Origin of the sequence: Mycolicibacterium brisbanense, from assembly GCF_001570425.1 — a bacterium.
Taxonomy (GTDB): domain Bacteria; phylum Actinomycetota; class Actinomycetes; order Mycobacteriales; family Mycobacteriaceae; genus Mycobacterium; species Mycobacterium brisbanense.
Window position 1 is genome coordinate 67301 of sequence record NZ_BCSX01000019.1, and the last position, 19403, is coordinate 86703.

At 67.8% G+C, this 19403-nt stretch carries 19 protein-coding genes; 9 read left to right on the forward strand and 10 right to left on the reverse strand.

The features are described 5' to 3' along the window. Positions 1-20: 20 nt before the first annotated feature. A complete protein-coding gene (locus tag RMCB_RS08280) occupies positions 21-821 on the forward strand; it encodes an MBL fold metallo-hydrolase (protein ID WP_062828409.1) in 801 nt (266 codons plus the stop codon). Positions 822-847: 26 nt separating this feature from the next. Here RMCB_RS08280 and crp read toward each other — a convergent pair whose 3' ends face one another. Further along, entirely contained in the window at positions 848-1522 is a 675-nt protein-coding gene (gene crp, locus RMCB_RS08285; protein ID WP_003883807.1) for a cAMP-activated global transcriptional regulator CRP, read from the reverse strand. A 90-nt stretch (positions 1523-1612) separates the two neighbouring features. Next, positions 1613-1846: a hypothetical protein gene (locus RMCB_RS08290; protein WP_029369281.1), complete on the reverse strand. Its 234-nt coding sequence runs from the start codon at positions 1844-1846 to the stop codon at positions 1613-1615. A 43-nt stretch (positions 1847-1889) separates the two neighbouring features. Here RMCB_RS08290 and nth point away from each other — a divergent pair, with 43 nt between their 5' ends. The 4 genes from nth to marP are packed head-to-tail and all read left to right on the forward strand — an operon-like array spanning position 1890 to position 5333. Next, positions 1890-2717, forward strand: coding sequence for an endonuclease III (gene nth, locus RMCB_RS08295; protein ID WP_234792049.1), 828 nt, complete (start codon positions 1890-1892; stop codon positions 2715-2717). Next, positions 2714-3361, forward strand: coding sequence for a TlpA family protein disulfide reductase (locus tag RMCB_RS08300; RefSeq protein WP_029369283.1), 648 nt, complete (start codon positions 2714-2716; stop codon positions 3359-3361). The genes nth and RMCB_RS08300 overlap by 4 nt, the downstream gene beginning before the upstream one ends. Next, the gene (locus RMCB_RS08305; RefSeq protein WP_062828410.1) at positions 3358-4134 is read left to right on the forward strand and encodes an NUDIX hydrolase; all 777 of its coding nucleotides are present in this window, start codon (positions 3358-3360) and stop codon (positions 4132-4134) included. The genes RMCB_RS08300 and RMCB_RS08305 overlap by 4 nt, the downstream gene beginning before the upstream one ends. A gap of 11 nt (positions 4135-4145) precedes the next feature. After that, positions 4146-5333, forward strand: coding sequence for an acid resistance serine protease MarP (gene marP / locus RMCB_RS08310; protein WP_062828411.1), 1188 nt, complete (start codon positions 4146-4148; stop codon positions 5331-5333). On the opposite strand, the gene RMCB_RS08315 is transcribed toward marP, so the two are convergent. Continuing rightward, a complete protein-coding gene (locus RMCB_RS08315) occupies positions 5334-6269 on the reverse strand; it encodes an alpha/beta fold hydrolase (RefSeq protein ID WP_062828412.1) in 936 nt (311 codons plus the stop codon). Beyond that, on the reverse strand, positions 6269-6790 hold the full coding sequence (locus tag RMCB_RS08320; protein WP_062828413.1) for a phage holin family protein: 522 nt from the start codon (positions 6788-6790) through the stop codon (positions 6269-6271). The genes RMCB_RS08315 and RMCB_RS08320 overlap by 1 nt, the downstream gene beginning before the upstream one ends. 163 nt (positions 6791-6953) lie before the next feature. Here RMCB_RS08320 and RMCB_RS08325 point away from each other — a divergent pair, with 163 nt between their 5' ends. Next, positions 6954-7646, forward strand: coding sequence for a S1 family peptidase (locus RMCB_RS08325; protein WP_109784208.1), 693 nt, complete (start codon positions 6954-6956; stop codon positions 7644-7646). 99 nt (positions 7647-7745) lie between these two features. Here RMCB_RS08325 and acs read toward each other — a convergent pair whose 3' ends face one another. Further along, complete coding sequence (gene acs, locus RMCB_RS08330; RefSeq protein ID WP_062828414.1) at positions 7746-9707, reverse strand: acetate--CoA ligase; 1962 nt, start codon at positions 9705-9707, stop codon at positions 7746-7748. Positions 9708-9835: 128 nt separating this feature from the next. Between acs and RMCB_RS08335 the strand changes: the two genes are divergently transcribed. Further along, entirely contained in the window at positions 9836-10600 is a 765-nt protein-coding gene (locus RMCB_RS08335) for a Fic family protein (protein WP_062828415.1), read from the forward strand. A gap of 425 nt (positions 10601-11025) precedes the next feature. Here RMCB_RS08335 and RMCB_RS08345 read toward each other — a convergent pair whose 3' ends face one another. After that, entirely contained in the window at positions 11026-11898 is an 873-nt protein-coding gene (locus tag RMCB_RS08345) for an HAD-IB family hydrolase (protein WP_036423743.1), read from the reverse strand. Positions 11899-12258: 360 nt separating this feature from the next. On the opposite strand from RMCB_RS08345, the gene ssd reads away from it, so the two are divergent. Next, positions 12259-13329 (forward strand): septum site-determining protein Ssd, encoded by a 1071-nt coding sequence (gene ssd, locus RMCB_RS08355; RefSeq protein WP_062828416.1) that lies wholly within the window; start codon positions 12259-12261, stop codon positions 13327-13329. Then, complete coding sequence (locus RMCB_RS08360) at positions 13326-14396, forward strand: TadA family conjugal transfer-associated ATPase (protein ID WP_029369293.1); 1071 nt, start codon at positions 13326-13328, stop codon at positions 14394-14396. Before ssd ends, RMCB_RS08360 begins: the two co-directional genes overlap by 4 nt. A gap of 99 nt (positions 14397-14495) precedes the next feature. Here the strand turns inward: RMCB_RS08360 and RMCB_RS08365 are convergent, their stop codons facing one another. From RMCB_RS08365 to RMCB_RS08380, 4 genes are all read right to left on the reverse strand, one after another. Then, the gene (locus tag RMCB_RS08365) at positions 14496-17582 is read right to left on the reverse strand and encodes an MMPL/RND family transporter (protein WP_003882619.1); all 3087 of its coding nucleotides are present in this window, start codon (positions 17580-17582) and stop codon (positions 14496-14498) included. A 124-nt stretch (positions 17583-17706) separates the two neighbouring features. Continuing rightward, entirely contained in the window at positions 17707-18132 is a 426-nt protein-coding gene (locus tag RMCB_RS08370) for a DUF6188 family protein (RefSeq protein ID WP_003882618.1), read from the reverse strand. Between the two features lie 73 nt (positions 18133-18205). Beyond that, on the reverse strand, positions 18206-18766 hold the full coding sequence (locus tag RMCB_RS08375; RefSeq protein ID WP_079710224.1) for a TetR/AcrR family transcriptional regulator: 561 nt from the start codon (positions 18764-18766) through the stop codon (positions 18206-18208). 59 nt (positions 18767-18825) lie between these two features. Next, positions 18826-19338, reverse strand: coding sequence for a PaaI family thioesterase (locus RMCB_RS08380; RefSeq protein WP_003882616.1), 513 nt, complete (start codon positions 19336-19338; stop codon positions 18826-18828). Positions 19339-19403: the final 65 nt, after the last annotated feature.

Sequence of the window (19403 nt, forward strand, 5' to 3'; positions counted from 1 at the left end):
GACGATTGGACAGAGGTCGCGTGAGCTCTGGCGCGGATCTGCAGCACCCGGCCTACGGGCTGTTGAGGCCGGTCGTCGAAACAGACACGGTGACGGCCTCGGTGCTGCTGTGCAACAACCCGGGTCTGATGACCCTGGAGGGCACCAACACCTGGGTGTTGCGCGCGCCGGGCAGCGACGAGATGGTCGTCGTCGACCCCGGCCCGGACGATGACGAGCACGTCGCCCGCATCGCCGAACTCGGCCGGATTCCGCTGGTGTTGATCAGCCACAAACATGAAGACCACACGGGCGCGGTCGACAAGATCGTCGACGCCACGGGGGCCACGGTCCGCTCGGTGGGCAGTGGTTTCCTGCGCGGCCTCGGCGGCCCGCTGTCCGATGGCGAGGTGATCGAGGCGGCGGGCCTGCGGATCACCGTCATGGCCACACCGGGGCACACCGCCGACTCTCTGAGCTTCGTGCTCGACGACGCAGTGCTGACCGCGGACACCGTGCTGGGCCGCGGTACCACCGTCATCGACACCGAGGATGGCAGCCTGCGTGACTATCTGGAGTCGCTGCGCCGGTTGCAGGGCCTGGGTGAGCGTGCGGTGCTACCCGGTCACGGCCCGGAGCTGGGCGACCTGGCAGCCGTCGCCCAGATGTATCTGTCGCACCGCGAGGACCGGCTCAACCAGGTCAGGGGCGCACTGCGCGAACTCGGTGACGACGCAACCGCGCGTCAGGTCGTCGAGCATGTGTACACCGATGTGGATGAAAAACTGTGGCCTGCAGCCGAATGGTCGGTGCAGGCCCAGCTGGATTACCTGAGAGATTAGCGAGCACCGTGCCCGGTGCTCGCTCGTTACCTCGCCCGCCGCGCCAGGCGCTCGCTGTCACTGATCAGCACGCTCTTGCCCTCCAGGCGGATCCAGCCGCGGTGGGCGAAGTCGGCCAGCGCCTTGTTCACGGTCTCCCGTGAGGCGCCGACGAGCTGAGCGATCTCTTCCTGCGTCAGGTCGTGGGTGACGCGCAGCGCGCCGCCCTCCTGCGTGCCGAACCGCTGTGCGAGCTGCAGCAGCTGCTTGGCGACACGCCCCGGTACGTCGGTGAAGATCAGGTCGGCAAGGTTGTTGTTGGTGCGCCGGAGACGACGGGCGAGCACGCGCAGCAGCTGCTCGGCGATCTCGGGCCGGTCGGCGATCCAGGCGCGCAACGCGTCGCGGTCCATCGACACCGCGCGCACCTCGGTGATGGTGGTGGCGCTCGAGGTGCGAGGACCCGGGTCGAAGATCGACAGTTCACCGAACATGTCCGACGGACCCATGATGGTCAGCAGGTTCTCCCGGCCGTCCGGTGAACGGCGGCCGATCTTCACCTTGCCGGAGATGATGATGTACAGCCGGTCACCGGGCTCGCCTTCGGCGAACACGGTATGCCCGCGCGGGAAGTCGACTGGCTGCAGCTGCTTGGTGAGCGCTGATACGGCGGTGGGTTCGACTCCCTGGAAGATTCCGGCCCTGGCCAGGATCTCGTCCACGTTGTTCCTCTTAAGGTGTCGGGTGGTATTGACCCTCTATTGACAATTCATGATCAGTCTAGAGGTACGCGGTTTCGCGACTAGCCCACGCTACACACGATTGGCATGGCGAGTCGTGTGAAATCCGGGATTCGTCGCGTGCTGGCTGTACACCCGCGTGGGCAAACGGTCGCCGTCGAGGCTCGCGAGCCGCCGCTGCAGACCGTTCAACGTGTCGCGCGCACCGGCCGGGCGCTCGGTGGCGAGCCAATTCTCGAGCCGGCCGAGCCCGACCGCCACCAGCATCAGCAAGGCGGGGACGAGCGCCACCAGCAACCACGACACAAGGGTGAAGTAAACACGGCGTAGGTCTCAGGAAGGTCACGAAATGCCACCAGGTCCGCTGCCGGGTGTGTCGGAGGGAATCAGTACGCTGGCAAGGGTGAGCACGGGTGCCGTCCGAACTGGGAAAACAGCCCGTCCCAAAAAATGGGACACCGAGACGCACCTTGGCTTGGTCCGACGCGCCAGACGCATGAATCGTGAACTGGCCCAGGCATTTCCGCATGTGTACTGCGAGCTGGACTTCACCAACCCGCTCGAACTCGCCGTCGCCACCATCCTGTCGGCCCAGAGCACCGACAAGCGCGTCAACCTGACCACGCCTGCGCTGTTCCTGAAATACCGCACCGCGCTGGACTACGCGCAGGCCGACCGCACCGAGATGGAAGAGCTGATCCGGCCCACCGGTTTCTACCGCAACAAGACCACCTCGCTGATCCGGTTGGGCCAGGAGCTGGTCGAGCGTTTCGACGGCCAGGTGCCCGCCAACATGGAAGACCTGGTGACACTGCCGGGTATCGGACGCAAGACCGCCAACGTGATCCTGGGTAACGCCTTCGACATCCCCGGCATCACCGTCGACACCCATTTCGGCAGGCTCGTGCGGCGCTGGCGCTGGACCGAGGAGGAAGATCCGGTCAAGGTCGAGTTCGCGGTCGGCGAGCTGATCGAACGCAGCGAGTGGACGCTGCTCAGCCACCGCGTGATCTTCCACGGCCGCCGGGTGTGCCATGCCCGTAAACCGGCCTGCGGCGTGTGTGTGCTGGCCAAGGACTGCCCGTCGTTCGGTACCGGTCCCACCGATCCGCTCGTCGCCGCCCCACTGGTCAAAGGCCCCGAGACCGAGCACCTGCTGGCTCTCGCCGGGCTGTGAGGACGTCGACCCGGTGGACCATCGCCGTGCTGGTGGTCCTGGTGGCCCTGGGTACTGCGTTCTGGATGCAGATGCGCGACGTCCCGAGCGCGGGCGTCGCGCCTGCGGCGGGCCGTGATCACCGCGACGCCGACACCCCGCAGGCCCTCGCCGGTCCGCGCGCTCGAGCGGCCCTGCCACCGTGCCCGTCGCCCGGGCAGGGGCCAGGTCCGCAGGCCCTGACCGGCATCACGCTGCAATGTGCCGGTGACGGCGCCGCAGTCGACGTGGCGCGCGCGCTCGCCGGACGCACGGTGGTGCTGAACCTGTGGGCGTACTGGTGCGGGCCGTGCGCCGACGAACTGCCCGCGATGGCGGAGTATCAGCGCCGCATGGGTTCTGATCTCCTCGTGGTCACGGTGCACCAGGACGAGAACGAGGCGGCCGCGCTGCTGCGGCTGGCCGAACTCGGCGTTCGGCTGCCGACCCTGCAGGACGGTCGTCGGCTGATCGCCGCCGCGCTGCGGGTGCCCAACGTGATGCCTGCGACGGTGGTGCTGCGCGCAGACGGTAGCGTTGCCGGAATCCTGCCGCGGCCCTTTTCCAACGCTGACGAGATCGCCGCGGCGGTGTCGGAGAAATTGGGCCAAGGAGCAGCGCGTTGACTTCCCAGCTCGGCGAGCTGAATCCCGATGCCGCACCGGCGTGGCTGCGACCTCTGGTGGACAACGTCGACGGCGTGCCCGACGCGTATCGCCGCCGGGTTCCGCCGGACGTGCTGGCCAGCATCGTCGAACTGGACAAGCAGGCGGTCCTCGCCGGTGCCCGCCGCGACGCCGCGGTGCTCGTGTTGTTCTCCGGCCCCGCCGATGCGCCTGCATCCGGCCTTCCCGACGATGCCGATCTGTTGGTCACCGTGCGGGCGTCGACGCTGCGGCATCATGCCGGGCAGGCTGCTTTTCCCGGCGGCGCCACCGATCCCGGTGACGCGGGTCCGGTGGCGACGGCGTTCCGCGAGGCGTGGGAGGAAACGGGCATCGACACCGGACGGTTACGTCCGCTGGCCACACTGGAGCGCATGTTCATCCCGCCGTCGGGATTTCACGTCGTCCCGGTCCTGGCCTACTCACCGGATCCCGGCCCGGTGGCCGTCGTCGACCCGTCCGAGACCGCGGTGGTCGCCCGGGTGCCCGTGCGCGCGTTCATCAATCCGGAGAATCGGCTCATGGTCTGCCGCGAGGCGTCCACCCGGCGGTTCGCAGGCCCGGCGTTTCTGCTCAACGAGATGCTGGTGTGGGGTTTCACCGGGCAGGTCATCTCGGCCATCCTCGATGTCGCGGGCTGGGCGCAGCCGTGGAACACCGACGACGTACGCGAACTCGACGAGGCAATGGCGCTTGTCGGGCATCCGAACGGCTACGGTGAAGCGCAACCTTGAACTGGAAGTAGATGACACCTTCGCTTTGGCTTGACCTGGCCATCATCGGCATCGCGTTCGTCGCCGCCATCTCCGGCTGGCGTTCCGGCGCGCTCGGCTCGCTGCTGTCCTTTGTGGGCGTGGTGCTCGGCGCCGTGGCCGGCCTGCTGCTCGCGCCGCACATCGTCAGCCACATCGAAGGGCCGCGCACCAAACTGTTCGCGTCGCTGTTCCTGATCCTGGCGCTCGTCGTGGTCGGGGAGATCGCAGGCGTGGTGCTCGGCCGCGCGGTTCGCAGCGCGTTGCGCAATCCGGTCCTGCGGGTGTTCGATTCGGCCATCGGCGTGGCCTTGCAACTGGTCGCCGTCCTGGTGGCGGCCTACCTGCTGGCCACCCCGCTGACGTCATCGGACCAGCCCAACCTGGCTGCGGCAGTGAAGAATTCGCGGGTGCTGACCGAGGTGGACAAGGTCGCGCCGCCGTGGTTGAAGTCGGTGCCGACGCGGCTGTCGAGCCTGCTGGACACGTCGGGGTTCGACGTATTGCAGCCGTTCGGCCGCACCCCGATCGTCAACGTCGATGCGCCCGATGCGAGCCTGGCCAACGACGCCGTCGTCGCCGCCACCCGGCCGAGCGTCGTCAAGATCAAGGGCGTCGCACCGAGCTGCCAGAAGGTGTTGGAGGGCAGTGGATTCGTCGTGGCGCCCAACCGGGTGATGTCCAACGCCCACGTGGTGGCCGGTGCCGACAGCGTGACCGTCGAGGCCGAGGGCAAGACCTACGACGCGAGCGTCGTGTCCTACGACCCCAACGCCGACATCTCCATCCTCGACGTCCCCGACTTGCCGACCGCTCCGCTGACCTTCGCCGAGCAGGCGGCCCCGCAGGGCACGGATGCGGTGGTGATGGGGTATCCCGGCGGCGGCGACTTCCTGGCCACCCCGGCCCGCGTCCGCGAGATCATCGAGCTCAAAGGCCCCGACATCTACCGCACCACCACCGTCACCCGTGAGGTCTACACGGTGCGGGGCACTGTGCGGCAGGGCAATTCGGGCGGGCCGATGATCAACCGGGCCGGCAAGGTGCTCGGCGTCGTGTTCGGCGCGGCCGTCGACGATGCCGACACCGGATTCGTGCTGACCGCAAAGGAAGTGGAGCAGCAGATGGCCAAGATCGGCAACACCCAGCGGGTGGCCACCGGGACCTGCATCAGCTCCTGATCAGCCCTGGCCCAGGTGCGTGAGGAACCTGCGCAGCTGCTCGTTGACCGCGTCCGGATCTTCTTCGTGGCCGAAGTGCCCGGAGCCGGCCAGAGCCACGTAGCGGCCGTGCGGTGCGAAGTGTTGGGTGCGGTAGACCGGGTCGGCCAGCACGTACGGGTCGGCGTCGCCGCGCAGGTGCAGCACCGGCACATTGACCGGGCGCTTCATCGACCGCATGAACCGCCTGCCCTCACCGCGCAGTTGGCTGCGCACCGCCCAGCGCTGGTACTCCAGCGCCGAATGGGCCGCGCCCGAGATCTGGATGGCGCGCCGCATGTGTCCGACGGTGTCGGAGAAATCTTGGGTGGCTTGCCATTTGGTGCCGGCCCGGCTGCGCACCAGGCGTTCCAGCTCCGCACCGTCGTGCCGGGTCAACGCGCGCTCCGGCAGCATCGGGAGCTGATAGCGCATCAGCGAGGGGAGCAGCGCGCGGCCCTGGTCGCGCCGGGTCAGCGCCGATGCGCGCAGCGCCACCGGATGCGGCGAGCTGACCAGCGCGATGGCCCGCACCACCCTCGGATGCAGCACGGCCGTCGCCCAGCACACCAGGCCGCCGTCGGCGTGGCCCACCAGCGTCGCGGTCTTGTGGCCCAGCGCCCGCACCAACCCCGCGGTGTCGCCGGCCAGGGTCCAGCCGTCGTAGCCGCGCGGGGGTTTGTCGCTGCCGCCGTAGCCACGCAGGTCCACGGCGACGACGCGAGCGTCGGGCAACCCGGGAAGCTGATGACGCCAGGACCACCAGAACGAGCCGAAGCCGTGCAGCAGGATCACCAGCGGAGCGTCGGGCTGCGAGTTCCCACCCTCCACGACGTGGAAGCGGATGCCGTTGGCGTGCACCTGCAGATGCCGCCATGGCCCGTCGATCCGGGTGATCGACGGGTCGGGTGGGGGCATTACCAGCCCGACGGGTCGGCCGGGGCCGTCTTGGTCCGTGCCGCGTCGGCCGTCGTCAGCGCCGCGGCCTTGTCATGCCCGGGCGTCAGCGCCTCACGTGTTTCTTTCACCGACTCGATGGTCTGCCGCGGTCCGCGGATGCGGCGCACCTTGAGATAGCCGAACAGCGCCAGCGCGACCGTGGTCAGCACCATGATGCCGAACACGATCAGGAACGCTGCCCAGCGGTACAGCCAGGTGTCGAGCAGCTCGGCAACGAAAAAGAAGAAAAAGAAGGTCGAGTAGAACAGCACGACCAGCGCGGCGATGAAAAAGATGCTGCCGGTCAAGCCCTTCTTGACGTCGCGGGTGATCTCGGCCTTTGCCAGTGCCACCTCGGCGCGAACCAGCGTCGACACCTGGGCGGTCGCATCTTTGACCAGGTCGCCGATGGACGGGTCGGGCTTGGGCGCGTGCGGATCTACCAGCGGAATCGAGGTCACCGTTGCCGGAATTCCGGTCCTGCGGTCGCCGTTGCTCACAAGAAGCTTCCTCCCCGGGTCCGATGCCTGGTTTCGGTGATGTGGTCGCGGTTCATGTTGCCATGCGGTCGCCCGGATCACGATCCCGGCCGACATCTGAGCCCACGTACGATGTGAGTATTCCCTTGGGGTGCGCGGGTCGGGCGCGTCGATTGGAGGACACTTGGCGACCAGACGCCGCTGGAAGTTTGTTGTCGGGACACTGATTCTCGCGCTGGCCGCATTGCTGACACCTGGTGTCGCCCACGCCGACCCCGTCGTGCTCGGTGGGGGCTCCGGCATCGTCGTCAACGGCGACACGTTCTGCACCCTCACCACCATCGGCCACGACAACGCGGGCCGGCTGATCGGCTTCACATCGGCGCACTGCGGTGGCCCGGGCGCGACGGTGGCGGCCGAGAACGCGACCGGCGCCGGCCAGTTGGGCACCATGGTCGCCGGCAACGAATTGCTGGACTATGCGGTGATCCAGTTCGACCCGCAGAAGGTCACCCCGACCGACAACGTCAACGGTTTCCAGATCGACGGTCTCGGCCCGGACCCGGTGTTCGGCCAGATCGCCTGCAAACTGGGCCGCACCACTGGCTATTCGTGCGGCGTGACGTGGGGACCGGGGCAGGACCCTGGCACCATCGTCAACCAGGTGTGCGGTCAGCCGGGCGATTCCGGCGCGCCCGTCACGGTCGACAACAAGCTGGTGGGCATGCTGCACGGCGCCTACACCAACGATCTGCCGACCTGCGTCGTGAAATACGTGCCGCTGCATACCCCTGCGGTGACCATGTCGTTCAACACGCAGCTCGCCGACATCACCGCCAAGAATCGGCCCGGTACGGGGTACGTGCCGATCCCCTGATCCGCCGCCGCGGCGGCGTTTCTCCGCGGAACTGCATTCCAGGTCGTTAATCTCGCGATTTGACGACCCGGAATGCAGTTCCGGTGGAGGAGAAGGGGCTTACTTGCTGGCCCGGATGGCTTCGAACACGCTCGGGTCGACCAGTGTCGAGGTGTCGCCGAGTTCACGGCCCTCGGCCACGTCGCGCAGCAGTCGGCGCATGATCTTGCCGCTACGGGTCTTCGGCAGCTCGGGCACCACGTGGATCTCGCGGGGTTTGGCGATCGGCGAGATCTCTCGGGAGACCTGCGCGCGCAATTCGTCGATCATGTTCTCCGCGCCACCGTGGGCGCTTTCCTTGAGGATGACGAAGGCGCAGATGGCTTGTCCGGTGGTCTCGTCCGACGCGCCGACGACAGCGGCCTCGGCGACACCGGAATGGCCGACCAACGCCGACTCGACCTCAGCGGTCGAGATGCGGTGGCCCGAGATGTTCATGACGTCGTCGATGCGGCCGAGCACCCAGATGTTGCCGTCCGAGTCATACCGGGCGCCGTCGCCGGCGAAATACCACCCCTGCTCGGCGAAGCGGGACCAGTAGGTCTCCTTGAATCGCTCCGGATCACCCCAGATGCCGCGCAGCATGGCTGGCCACGGCTTGTCGAGCACCAGGTATCCGGTGACGTGTTCGGCTTCGTCGGCGCCGGGCACCAGGTCGTTGCCCTCGTCGTCGACAATCTTGGCCGCGATGCCGGGTAGCGGGGTCATCGCCGAACCGGGCTTGGCGGCCGTCACGCCGGGCAGCGGGGAGATCATGATGGCGCCGGTTTCGGTCTGCCACCAGGTGTCCACGATCGGAGTCTTGTTGCCGCCGATGAATTCGCGGTACCACCGCCACGCCTCGGGGTTGATCGGCTCACCGACCGAGCCCAGCAACCGCAGGCTGCTCAGGTCGTGGCCCTCGGGCAGTACGCGGCCCCACTTCATGAACGTGCGGATCAGCGTGGGTGCCGTGTAATAGATCGTCACGCCGTACTTTTCGATGACCTCGAAATGCCGGTGCATGGTCGGCGACGCCGGAGTGCCTTCGTAGACCACCTGCGTGACGCCGTTGGCCAGTGGGCCGTAGGTGATGTAGGTGTGCCCGGTGACCCAGCCGATATCGGCCGTGCACCAGTACACGTCGGTTTCGGGTTTGATGTCGAACACGTTGTAGTGCGTGTAGGCGGCCTGCGTGAGATAGCCGCCCGAGGTGTGCACGATGCCCTTGGGCTTGCCCGTGGTACCCGAGGTGTAGAGCAGGAACAGCGGCTGCTCGGAGTCGAACGCCTGCGGCGTGTGTTCGGGCGACGCCTGATCCACCGTCTCGTGCCACCACAGATCGCGGCCGGGCGTCCAGTTGACGTCAATTCCGGTGCGCCGCACCACAAGAACGTTCTTGACCGACGGTTGGCCCTCGACTGCCTCGTCGACAGCGGACTTCAGCGACGCGGCCTCCCCGCGGCGGTACTGCCCGTCGGTGGTGATGACCAGCTTGGCCTGCGCGTCCTCGACGCGGGCGCGCAGCGCGCTGGCGGAGAACCCGGCGAACACGACGCTGTGCATGACGCCCAGGCGGGCGCACGCCAGCATGGCGATGATGGCCTCGGGCACCATCGGCATGTAGATCGCGACCCGGTCACCGGCCACCAGGCCGAGATCGGTCAAGGTGTTGGCGGCCTTGCTCACCTCATCCCTGAGCTGGGCATAGGTGATGTCGCGCGCGTCGTCGACCGGCTCGCCGACCCAGTGGATTGCGACGCGGTCGCCGTTGCCTGCCTCGACGTGGCGGTCCACGCAGTTGTAGGCGACGTTGAGCTTGCCGCCGACGAACCACTTCGCGAACGGCGCCTCCGACCAGTCCAGTACCTCGGTGAACGGCGTGTGCCAGGCGAGCCGGTTGGCCTGTTCACCCCAGAACGCCAGCCGGTCTCGTTCGGCCGCGGCATACAACTCGCCCGTCGCGTTCGCGCTGGCCGCGAAGTCGGCGGGTGGGGGATAGGCTGACGGAACTTCGGCGTGCGTCACTGACGGGTTCGACATGTTTGTGAGCCTAGTCACCAAACGTTGCACGGGCGTTGGAGACTCACAACGCCGTCGGCTGGGCGGCGCGCCCGGTGCGCCGAACGGTCAAAGATCCGGCGTCCAGCGGTCGGCTAGCGTATGTGGGCGTGAGCCAGCGCGAGCAATCGACCAATACTGATCCACTCGCGCCGCTGGCCGAGCTGCCCGGCGTGGCCGCGGCGTGTGACGAGGCCAGGGAGGCGCTCGGACGCGCGCACCGGCACCGCTTCAATCTGCGTGGCTGGCCGCAGACCGCGGGCGAGGCCGCGATGCGGGCGGCCCGCGCCTCCGCGGTGCTCGACGGCGGATCCATCCAACTGCCCCCCGACGGCGAGCCGGATCCCGTGACCGCAGGCGCGATCCGCGTCGCCGAAGCCCTCGAGGGTGGGGCGACGACGCTGGTCGGCGTGTGGCAGCGGGCACCGCTGCAGGCACTGGCCCGGTTGCATGCGCTGGCCGCCGCAGATCTCACCGACGACGAACACCTGGGCCGGCCGCGCACGGATCCCGCCGTGGGGCGCCGGCTGGAACTGCTCGCCGAAATCCTGACCGGAGGATCGCGCGTGCCCGCGCCGATTCTCGCCGCTGTCGCTCACGGCGAACTGTTGACCCTGGAGCCGTTCGGTACGGCCGACGGCGTGGTGGCCCGTGGCCTGTCACGACTGGTGACGATCGCCAGCGGGCTGGATCCGCATGGCCTCGGTGTGCCCGAGGTGCACTGGATGAAGAAGTCGGGCGATTACCGGGCTGCCGCACGGGGATTCGCGGCGGGCACTCGCGACGGGCTGACGGCGTGGCTGCTGCTGAGTTCCGAAGCGCTGCACGCCGGCGCGCGGGAAGCTTTGCAGATCGCCCAGTCTGCTGCAGGCTGAGGGTCTTTCGGCGGGCTGTCCAGCAAACGCAAAGCGGGCGGCGTTCCGAACTGTGTTCGGCTCGCCGCCCGCTAGCACGGATTCCGGTTACCAAGCGTGCAATGTGGGTTGCGTGGGTGGCCTCGGCGTCCTTGCGATGCGCTTCGGATGCAACCCCACCCAAAGGGCCGTCGTGTCCGTCCGCTTCTCGCAATCACGCAGGCCCGCAACACTTTTGCCTATTCCGCGGCATGTGCTCCGCGTGGGTGCCGGGACCCGTGCTAGGGAGCCTGGTTCGGGAGATTTAGCCTTCTCTTCTGGCTATATCTTGGCTTCTCCAAGCTTCCGTGGTTCCTTTGTACTACGTGACCACAGTCACATCAAGGCCCAAATTGAGCGAGTTTCCCGATCGTTACGACAGCGCCTCAGCTACTACACCCGGTAGCTCAGAAAGTGAAGCGGCGCAACAGGGAATACGTCAGCGCGCCTGCCGCCAGCGCACTCACACCCACCGCCGCGGTGGTGGCGACGGCGGCCCCCGACGGGGCGGCGGGGAGCCGGTCGCGCAACGACACCGGTTTGGTGAATGTCAGCACCGGCCAGTCGCGCGCAACGGCCTCCTTGCGCAACGCCCGGTCCGGATTGACCGCGGTGGGATGGCCGACCGACTCGAGCATCGGGATGTCGGTCACCGAATCGGAATACGCGTAGCAGTGGTCGAGCGCGTAGCCCTCGCGCGCGGCCAACGCCCGGATGGCCTCGACCTTGCCCTCGCCGTAGCAGTAGAACGCGATCTCGCCGGTGTAGCGGCCGTCCTCGACGACCATCCGGGTGGCCATGGCATGGGTCGCGCCCAACGCCCGCGCGATCGGCGCGACGATCTCCTCGCCCGAGGCCGAGACCACCACGATGTCGCGGCCGCAGAGCTTGTGGTCGGCGATCAGTTCGGCGGCTTCGGCGAACACCAGCGGGTCGACGATGTCGTGCAGCGTCTCCCTGACGATCGACTTGACCTGTTCGACGTCCCAGCCCGTACACATGTTGGTGACGTACGAACGCATACGGTCCATTTGGTCGTGGTCGGCGCCCGACATCAGGAAGAGGAACTGCGCGTATGTCGACTTGAGAACAGCGCGTCGGTTCAGCAGCCCCTGATCGAAGAAAGGTTTGCTGAAGGCGAGCGTGCTGGACTTGGCGATCACCGTCTTGTCGAGGTCGAAGAAAGCCGCTGTGCGCACCGGGCGACCGTTGGTCTGCCCGGCTTGCGGTGCGATCGGCTCCCCGGCAACCGGATCGGATGCACTCACATGCGCCAGCATAGAGGCCGGTGTCCGATGTGCTCCCGCGGTGCCGACAAACCGGCAGTTCACGGCACATGTCGACACGATCTGTCTCACACGCGGCGTCTTGTTAACTCGCAGCCGCATCTCTTGCGTCTTTGGGCAGATCCGTGTGTATAGTGAGCATTACTCGGCTTATGCCGAGGTGCATCAGCCCGACCCCCCGGGGCTGATACACGACGACCTCCGCCTCCTCCCCCCCTGGCGGGGGTCGTCTCTTTTTCCGGGGAGAAATTCGCCGCAGTGCCGCCCCCGGTGAGTTATCCCCAACCCGTCGTTCATCCACATTCTGCGATTCGGCGCTGGCGCCTCCGCCTCGACGGCCACAGGCTTGGGGCCATGACCAATTCGACGCACTCGGTGCTCGCCATGATCGGTGATCCGGTGCTGCGCGACGATGCCGATCGCGTTGCCGCGGCTGCAGGGGTGTCGCTCGTTCACGTCGGCGAACCGTCCAGCCGCAAGGCGTGGACGGCCGCTGCGGCAGTGCTTCTCGACGCCGACGCGGCGGCCCGCTGCGCCCGACGGGCACTGCCGCGGCGCGACCGAGTGACGCTCGTGAGCGCGGCTGCTCCTGCGTCCGCGGACTGGCAGGCTGCGATCTCGGTTGGCGCCCAACAGGTGTTGACCCTGCCTGCACAAGATGCCGAACTGGTGTCCGTGCTGTCGGCTGCCGCGGTAGCCGACGACGGCAGCAGCGGCCCGGTCCTGGCGGTCGTCGGATCCCGCGGTGGCGCCGGGGCTTCCGTGTTCGCCGCAGCATTGGCACAGACTGCCGCCGACGGCGGGCCGGCGCTTTTGGTCGACGCCGATCCGTGGAGCGGCGGCATCGATCTGGTGATGGGCACCGAGGACGTGCCGGGCCTGCGCTGGCCCGACTTGGCACTGCAGAGCGGCAGGCTGGCCTTCCCGGCGCTGCGCGACGCCTTGCCACGCCGCCATCAGGTCAGTGTGTTGTCCAGCGGCAGAACGGGTGTCGACATCGACGCGGGTCCGCTCGGTGCGGTCATCGACGCCGGTTGTCGCGGCGGCGCGACGGTGGTGTGCGATGTACCGCGACGCTGCACGGCCGCTGTTGAGGCCGCGCTGGATGCCGCCGATCTCGTCGTTCTCGTGACGCCCGCCGACGTGCGGTCCTGCGCCGCAGCGGCTGCGGCCCGCCCATGGCTGCTGGCCTGCAACCCGAATGCCGGTGTGGTGGTGCGTGGTCCCGCCCCGGGTGGGTTACGGTCGGCCGAGGTGGCGCGCATCGTCGACCTGCCGCTGTTGGCTGCCATGCGGCCAGAACCTGGCATCACCGAACTTCTCGAGCGCGGTGGCTTGCGGATGCGCCGGCGTGCACCGCTGTCCGGTGCGGCCCGGCGGGTGCTCACCGTGCTGGCATCGCATCCCGCGGGGGCGGCGGCATGACCGCATCGCTGATCGAGCGGGTACGTGAGCGGTTGGCGACCGAAGCAACCCCGCTGACGCCGGGGGTGGTCGCCGCGGCCATCCGGGCCGAATCCGGTGGGCTGCTGGGCGATACCGAGGTGCTGAGCAGCCTGCGGGTGCTGCAGACCGAACTGACCGGCGCAGGGCTGCTCGAGCCACTGCTGTCGGTCGACGGCACCACCGACGTGCTCGTCACCGCGCCGGACGCGGTGTGGGTGGATGACGGCAACGGCCTGCGCCGCACCACGGTCCGGTTCGCCGACGAGGCCGCGGTGCGCCGGCTGGCGCAGCGACTCGCGCTGCTGGCCGGGCGCCGCCTCGACGAGGCGCAGCCGTGGGTCGACGGCCAGCTCGCCGGACCTGGCGCGGCCACGGTACGGCTACACGCGGTGCTGCCGCCGGTGGCGGTCGGCGGCACGTGCCTGTCCCTGCGGGTCTTGCGGCCTGCCACTCAGGATCTGGCGTCGCTCACCGCCTCCGGCGCCATTGCATCCGATGCGGCCGAGTTGCTGCGAGCGATCATCGATGCCCGCCTGGCGTTCCTGATCTCCGGCGGAACCGGGTGCGGCAAGACGACGCTGCTCGCGGCTCTGCTCGGTGCGGTACCCCCGAGCGAACGGATCGTCTGTGTGGAGGACGCCGCCGAACTCGCCCCGCCACATCCGCATCTGGTCAAGCTCGTGGCCCGCGGCGCCAATGTCGAAGGGATCGGCGAGATCACGGTCCGCGATCTGGTGAGGCAGGCCCTGCGGATGCGACCCGACCGCATCGTCGTGGGCGAGGTGCGCGGCGCGGAGGTGGTGGATCTGCTGGGTGCGCTCAATACCGGTCACGACGGTGGCGCCGGCACTGTGCATGCCAACAGCCCTGCCGAGGTACCGGCCCGGCTGGAGGCCCTCGGTGCGCTCGGCGGTCTTGGTGCGCCCGCGCTGCGCAGCCAGGTTGCAGCTGCCGTGTTATCTGTAGGTCGGTTGCGGGTGTCCTCGACTGTCGCTGACGGTGATCGGGATGGTGTTTGCGACCGTGGGCGACATGCTTATCTGTAGTGCTGTACTCGATGATCTGCGCTCTGCGGGGCGGGTTTTGGCGGATCGGTGTGAATCGGGAATGCCGCGTGTGACTGTGGTTGAAATTTCTTAGCGCTGTCAGGTTGTGGCGGTGGCTGGTTGTGGTGTTGGTGTGGGGTGTGTTGTGGGTGTGGTGGGGCGTTGTGGCCACCAGCTGGCTTGGCGGAGCAGGGTGGCGATGGCTGGGACGGTGAGGGTGCGTACGAGGAAGGTGTCCAGCAGTAGTCCGCAGCCGATGATGAGTCCGGTTTGGATCATGATGGCTACCGATCCGATCATCAGGCCGAACATGCTGGCTGCGAAGATGAGGCCGGCGGAGGTGATGACTGAGCCGGTGGTGGCTACGGTGCGCAGCACGCCGACGCGGATGTTGTGGGTGGATTCTTCGCGGAGTCGGGATACGAGCAGCATGTTGTAGTCGGCGCCGACGGCGACGAGGATGATGAACGCTAGTAGTGGTACGGGCCAAGCGATTTGGTGGCCGAGGATCCATTGGAAGACGATGACTCCGATACCGAGTGAGGCCAGGTAGTTCAGCACGACGGTGCCCAGCAGATATAGCGGGGCGATCAGGGCGCGTAGCAGGGCGATGAGGATGAGTCCGACAATGACCAGGGTGGCGATGGCCAGTTGGGTGAAGTCGGATGAGAGCAGGCGTTGGATGTCGGAGTTGACGGCGGGGAATCCGGCGACCGAGACGGTGGCGTGGTCCAGGGAGGTGTTGGGGCGTGCGGTGTTGGCGACGTCGGTGATCTGGCGGGCCAGGTTCATCGCCTCGCCGCTGTAGGGGTCGGTGTTGGTGTCGATGGCGAAGCGGGCGGTTTTGCCGTCGGGTGAGAGGAAGTGTTTGGCGACGTCGGCGAATTGGCGGTTGTCGAAGGCTTCGGGGGGCAGGTAGAAGCCGGTGGCGGCATCGGATCCGGCGGTGGCGCGGGCGGAGTTTTGCAGTTGGGCCGCGATTTGACTCATCCCGGACAGCATTTGGATGTTGCTGTCGGCCAGGGTGTGCACGCCGGTGGCCAGGGCGCGTGCGCCGGAGGCCAGTTGGCTGATGCCGTGTTGGAGTCGGCCGATGTTGGCGGTCAGGTTTTCGGGGTTGCCGAGGGTTTTGAAGGCGTTGTTCATGGTGGCCACGGTGTGTTGCACTTCGGTGAGGGTGCCGGTGACGGTGGCGTTGGTGGCCGGGTTGTACTGGTCGCCCAGGGTGGCGAGTTGGGTGAAGAATCCGTTGTCGCGCAGGGTGGTCAGGATACTGACCTGGTCGCGGATCTGGGTGCATTGCGGGGTGGTGATACACCACGGTGAGGTGTTGAGTGCGGTGACGAGCGGGTCGAGGGCGGCGATGGCGGTCTGGGCGCGTTCGGCCAGGGGTCGGATGCCGGGGCCGGCTTGGATGGCGGTGTCGACCTCGGGTGCGGTGGCTGAGAGTTGTTGCAGCAGCGGGCCGAAGCGCTGCATGTTCTCACCGGCGGCGCCGGCTTGGGTGAGTACACCGCCCAGGGGGGTGAGCGCGGTGCGCACGGTGGTGTCGAGTTGGGCCAGGCCGTCGGCGAGTTGGTCGGCGCCGTGGGTGAGCTTGTCCAGGTCGGTGCGCCGGTCGTTGCCCTGGGCGACCGAGTCGGCCATCTTGTCGCCGATTTGTCCGTTCTGCCAGGACAGTTGGGCTTGGTCGAGGCGTTGCCCGGCCGGTCGGGTGATCCCGGAAACACGTGTCACGGCCGGGATTTGGGCGATGCGTGAGGCCATCTCGTCGAGGTCGGCCAGGCCTTTGCCGGTGCGCATGTCGGTCGGGTTTTCCACGACGAGGAATTCGGTGATGACGACGTCTTTGGGGAAATGGCGGTCCAGCAGCTGATAGCCCTGGTTGCTGGCGGTGGTGGGGGGTTGTCCTTGGCGGTCGTCGTAGCTGATGGTCATGGTCGCCGCGGCCGCTGACAGTGCCACCAGGATGGTCAGGCTGATGACCAGCAGCGGCACCGGGCGACGCACCACGGCCACGGCCACGCTGTTCCAGTAGCGGCGGGTGCGGTCGGGTTTGGGTTCGCCGATGCCGCGGGTGGCCGCCAGCGCCAGCACCGGCGGCAGCAGGGTCACGGTGGCGGCGAATCCGACTGCCACGGCGACCGCGCAGGCCGGACCGAGGCCGGCGAACACACTCAAGGTGGCGAACACCATGGCCAGAAAGGCCAGGGCCACGGTGCCCGCCGAGGCCAGGATGACTCGGCCGATGCTGGCGGTGGCCGCGATGACCGCCTGCTCGGCGGGCACCTGGGCGCGGCGTTGTTCGTGGTAGCGGCTGATCAGAAACACGGTGTAGTCGGTGCCGGCGCCGAGCAGGATCGCGGTCATGAACGCCACGGTGAACTGCGAGACCGGCATGCCGATTTCCCCCAGGGCAGAGAGCACCCCACGCCCGACGGCCAGGCTGATCCCGATCACCAGCAGCGGCAGCAGCGCGGTGAACACCGACCGGTACACGATCAGCAGGATCAGCGCGATCAGCCCGGCGGTGGCGATCGAAATGAACACCAGGTCGTGCTCGGCTGAGGCGATCTGATCGGCGAACGTGGCCGGTGGCCCTGTCACATAGGCCGTGGTGGACGTGTTGGCGAATGCCGTGTCGGTGAGATCGCGCACGGCTTGCACGGATTCGGCCGCGGTGGGATCACCGAGCGTGCCGGCCACCCCGACCGGCAGATACCAGGCCTTGCCGTCACCGCTGACCGCCTGGGTTCTGGTGACCGGGTCGGCCAGCAGATCCTGGACCAGCAGGACATGGTCGTGATCGGCGCGCAACCGCCCCACCAGATCCTGATAGCGCAGCTGATTATCGGGGGTCAGACCGGCCGGGTCTTGCATCGCGACGAACAGCATCGTCTTGGAGCCCTGCTCACCGAACGCCTCACTCATGCGGTCCACGGTCTGAAACGAGGGCACATCACGCGGGATCAGATCGACCGACTGTTGGCGCACCACCGTCTCCAGCTGCGGGAACAGCAGCGCCAGCACCACCGCGGCCGCGATCCATCCACCGATCACCAATGCCTTGTGGCCCACCGTGAACGCCGCGAGCCGACCCAACCGGGCGCTGTATTCCGAAGATCCGGACAGATCGACGCCGCGCCGGCCACGGGAAGGCCCAGCATCTCCGGTTCGATCGCCCATCCCCACGCCTCCCAAGAAACGAAACTATCGGTATCGCTACGATACTAATAGTCCCACACGAGGATCGGAAGGGCCGCGCCGACCTTTCGGGCCATGGTTGCGGCTGGGCGCGGTGGGGGGTGAATTAACTTGCGGTGTCCTCAGATTCGTCGTCGGGCAGGTCGTGGCGCACCACCCGCACCCGCCCGCGGGGCAGGCATGCCATGTAGCCGTGGCGTTTGCCGTAGAGCTCCCAGGAGGTCGCGGCCTCCTGGGGGGCGACATCGATGCGATGCCCGCGGGAAAAACCCAGGTGCAACCCGCCGCCCTCGTCGCACCACGCCCCCGTGCACACCGCGCCGGCCAGGTCCAGCAACGGACGCTGCTGGACCGAGACGTTGCCCGGGTCGATGAGGACCTGCTCTTCGGGATAAGACGATCCGATCGGCGGCAGGGTCAGCCGGATCGGGGTGGCGATCACCAATTCGTTGTAATCGTCGAGGTCGAGCACCAATCCGTCGCGCAACGAGACACGCTGAACGGTGCACCGCTCGATCCAGGGGGTATGCATGCCCGGCTCCCTTCGACACGTCGTTGTGTCGCTTTATGGTACTGGGAGTAGCGCAGCGATACTACTAGTATCGCTAAGTGGTGGTGTGGGTGCCGTGCACCAGCTGTCGGGTTGTGCGGTCGATGCGTTCGCGGGCCAGGTCCGCATCGATCCGGCCGCCGATGACGGCGATCAGGTTGGCCAGCCACACGTCGGCGATCAGGCTGGCCACGTCCCGGTCATGTGCGCTGGGTGTGGGCCCGCCCAGGGCGCGGGCCAGCATGTCCTCGATCACCGCGACAGCGTGCTCGATCGCGCTGGTGGCCTCGGTGTCGGCCACGACGAACGCACGCACCATCGCCTCGGTCAGGTGCGGGTTGGCCTGCCAGGCTGTGTGCAGGTGGGTGGTCAACCGCCCCAGCCGGGCCTGCGGCGCCAGTTCACCGGTACTCCAGACGAATTCGGTGTCGAGACGTTCGAATTCGCGGGCCAGCACCGTCACCAGCAGATGGCTTTTGGATCGGAAATGCCGATACAGCGAGCTGGCGGCAATGCCGGCCTGCGCGGCCACCGCACGCATCTGCACACCGTCAAAACCGTGTGCTGAGGCCACCGTCCACGCGGCATCCAGGATCGCCTCGCGACGCGCCCACACCGAGGCCGCCGGCCGGCGCGGGCGCCGCACCCGGTCCCGGGGTGCGGCGGTGGGCGCGCTCACCGCGACCCCGCGTCGGGGCCGGCGCCACCGTAGCGGGCCAGCTCGGCGAACAACTCCCCGAAACCGCTGATGTCACCGTGGGCGGCGAAATGGGCCGCATCCACCGTGATGAACACCGCCGAGGCGGTGAACCGGGTGACACCGTCCACGCCGACCCCCACCCCGTCCACATGCAACGCCCGGCCCTCGCGGGTGGCGATCCGCGCGGTCAGCCGATGCGTACATCCCAACGGCACCGGCTGCAGATAGTCCACCGTCAAACGGCGCGTCACCGCCGGGGTGGCCGCGATCCACAACGAAAACCCCAGCACGTCATCACAGGCCGCGGCGATCGCGCCACCGTGTGCGAGCCCCGGCGCACCGATATGACGCTCATCGAACACCAGATCAGCGAACACCTCATCGCCGCACCGAAACACCTCCAGCTGCAAACCGTGCGGATTGTCCGGCCCGCAGCCCATGCAGGTCGGCGTGTGTGACGGCAACCGCTGCGGCTGATCAGCACCCATCACGGCCTCCTCACACCCGGGCAGCCCCGCCACCGCGTCCCGACCCGGGACCGCCGGTACTAGCA

Excerpts from the sequence above, each read along its gene's own strand:
- RMCB_RS08365 (WP_003882619.1), bottom strand. The coding sequence starts at position 17,582 with ATGGGCGATCGAACCGGAGATGCTGGGCCTTCCCGTGGCCGGCGCGGC.
- RMCB_RS08345 (WP_036423743.1), bottom strand. The coding sequence starts at position 11,898 with ATGCTGGCGCATGTGAGTGCATCCGATCCGGTTGCCGGGGAGCCGATC.
- RMCB_RS08370 (WP_003882618.1), bottom strand. The coding sequence starts at position 18,132 with ATGCATACCCCCTGGATCGAGCGGTGCACCGTTCAGCGTGTCTCGTTG.
- ssd (WP_062828416.1), top strand. The coding sequence starts at position 12,259 with ATGACCAATTCGACGCACTCGGTGCTCGCCATGATCGGTGATCCGGTG.
- RMCB_RS08315 (WP_062828412.1), bottom strand. The coding sequence starts at position 6,269 with ATGCCCCCACCCGACCCGTCGATCACCCGGATCGACGGGCCATGGCGG.
- marP (WP_062828411.1), top strand. The coding sequence starts at position 4,146 with ATGACACCTTCGCTTTGGCTTGACCTGGCCATCATCGGCATCGCGTTC.
- acs (WP_062828414.1), bottom strand. The coding sequence starts at position 9,707 with ATGTCGAACCCGTCAGTGACGCACGCCGAAGTTCCGTCAGCCTATCCC.
- RMCB_RS08360 (WP_029369293.1), top strand. The coding sequence starts at position 13,326 with ATGACCGCATCGCTGATCGAGCGGGTACGTGAGCGGTTGGCGACCGAA.
- RMCB_RS08380 (WP_003882616.1), bottom strand. The coding sequence starts at position 19,338 with ATGGGTGCTGATCAGCCGCAGCGGTTGCCGTCACACACGCCGACCTGC.
- nth (WP_234792049.1), top strand. The coding sequence starts at position 1,890 with ATGCCACCAGGTCCGCTGCCGGGTGTGTCGGAGGGAATCAGTACGCTG.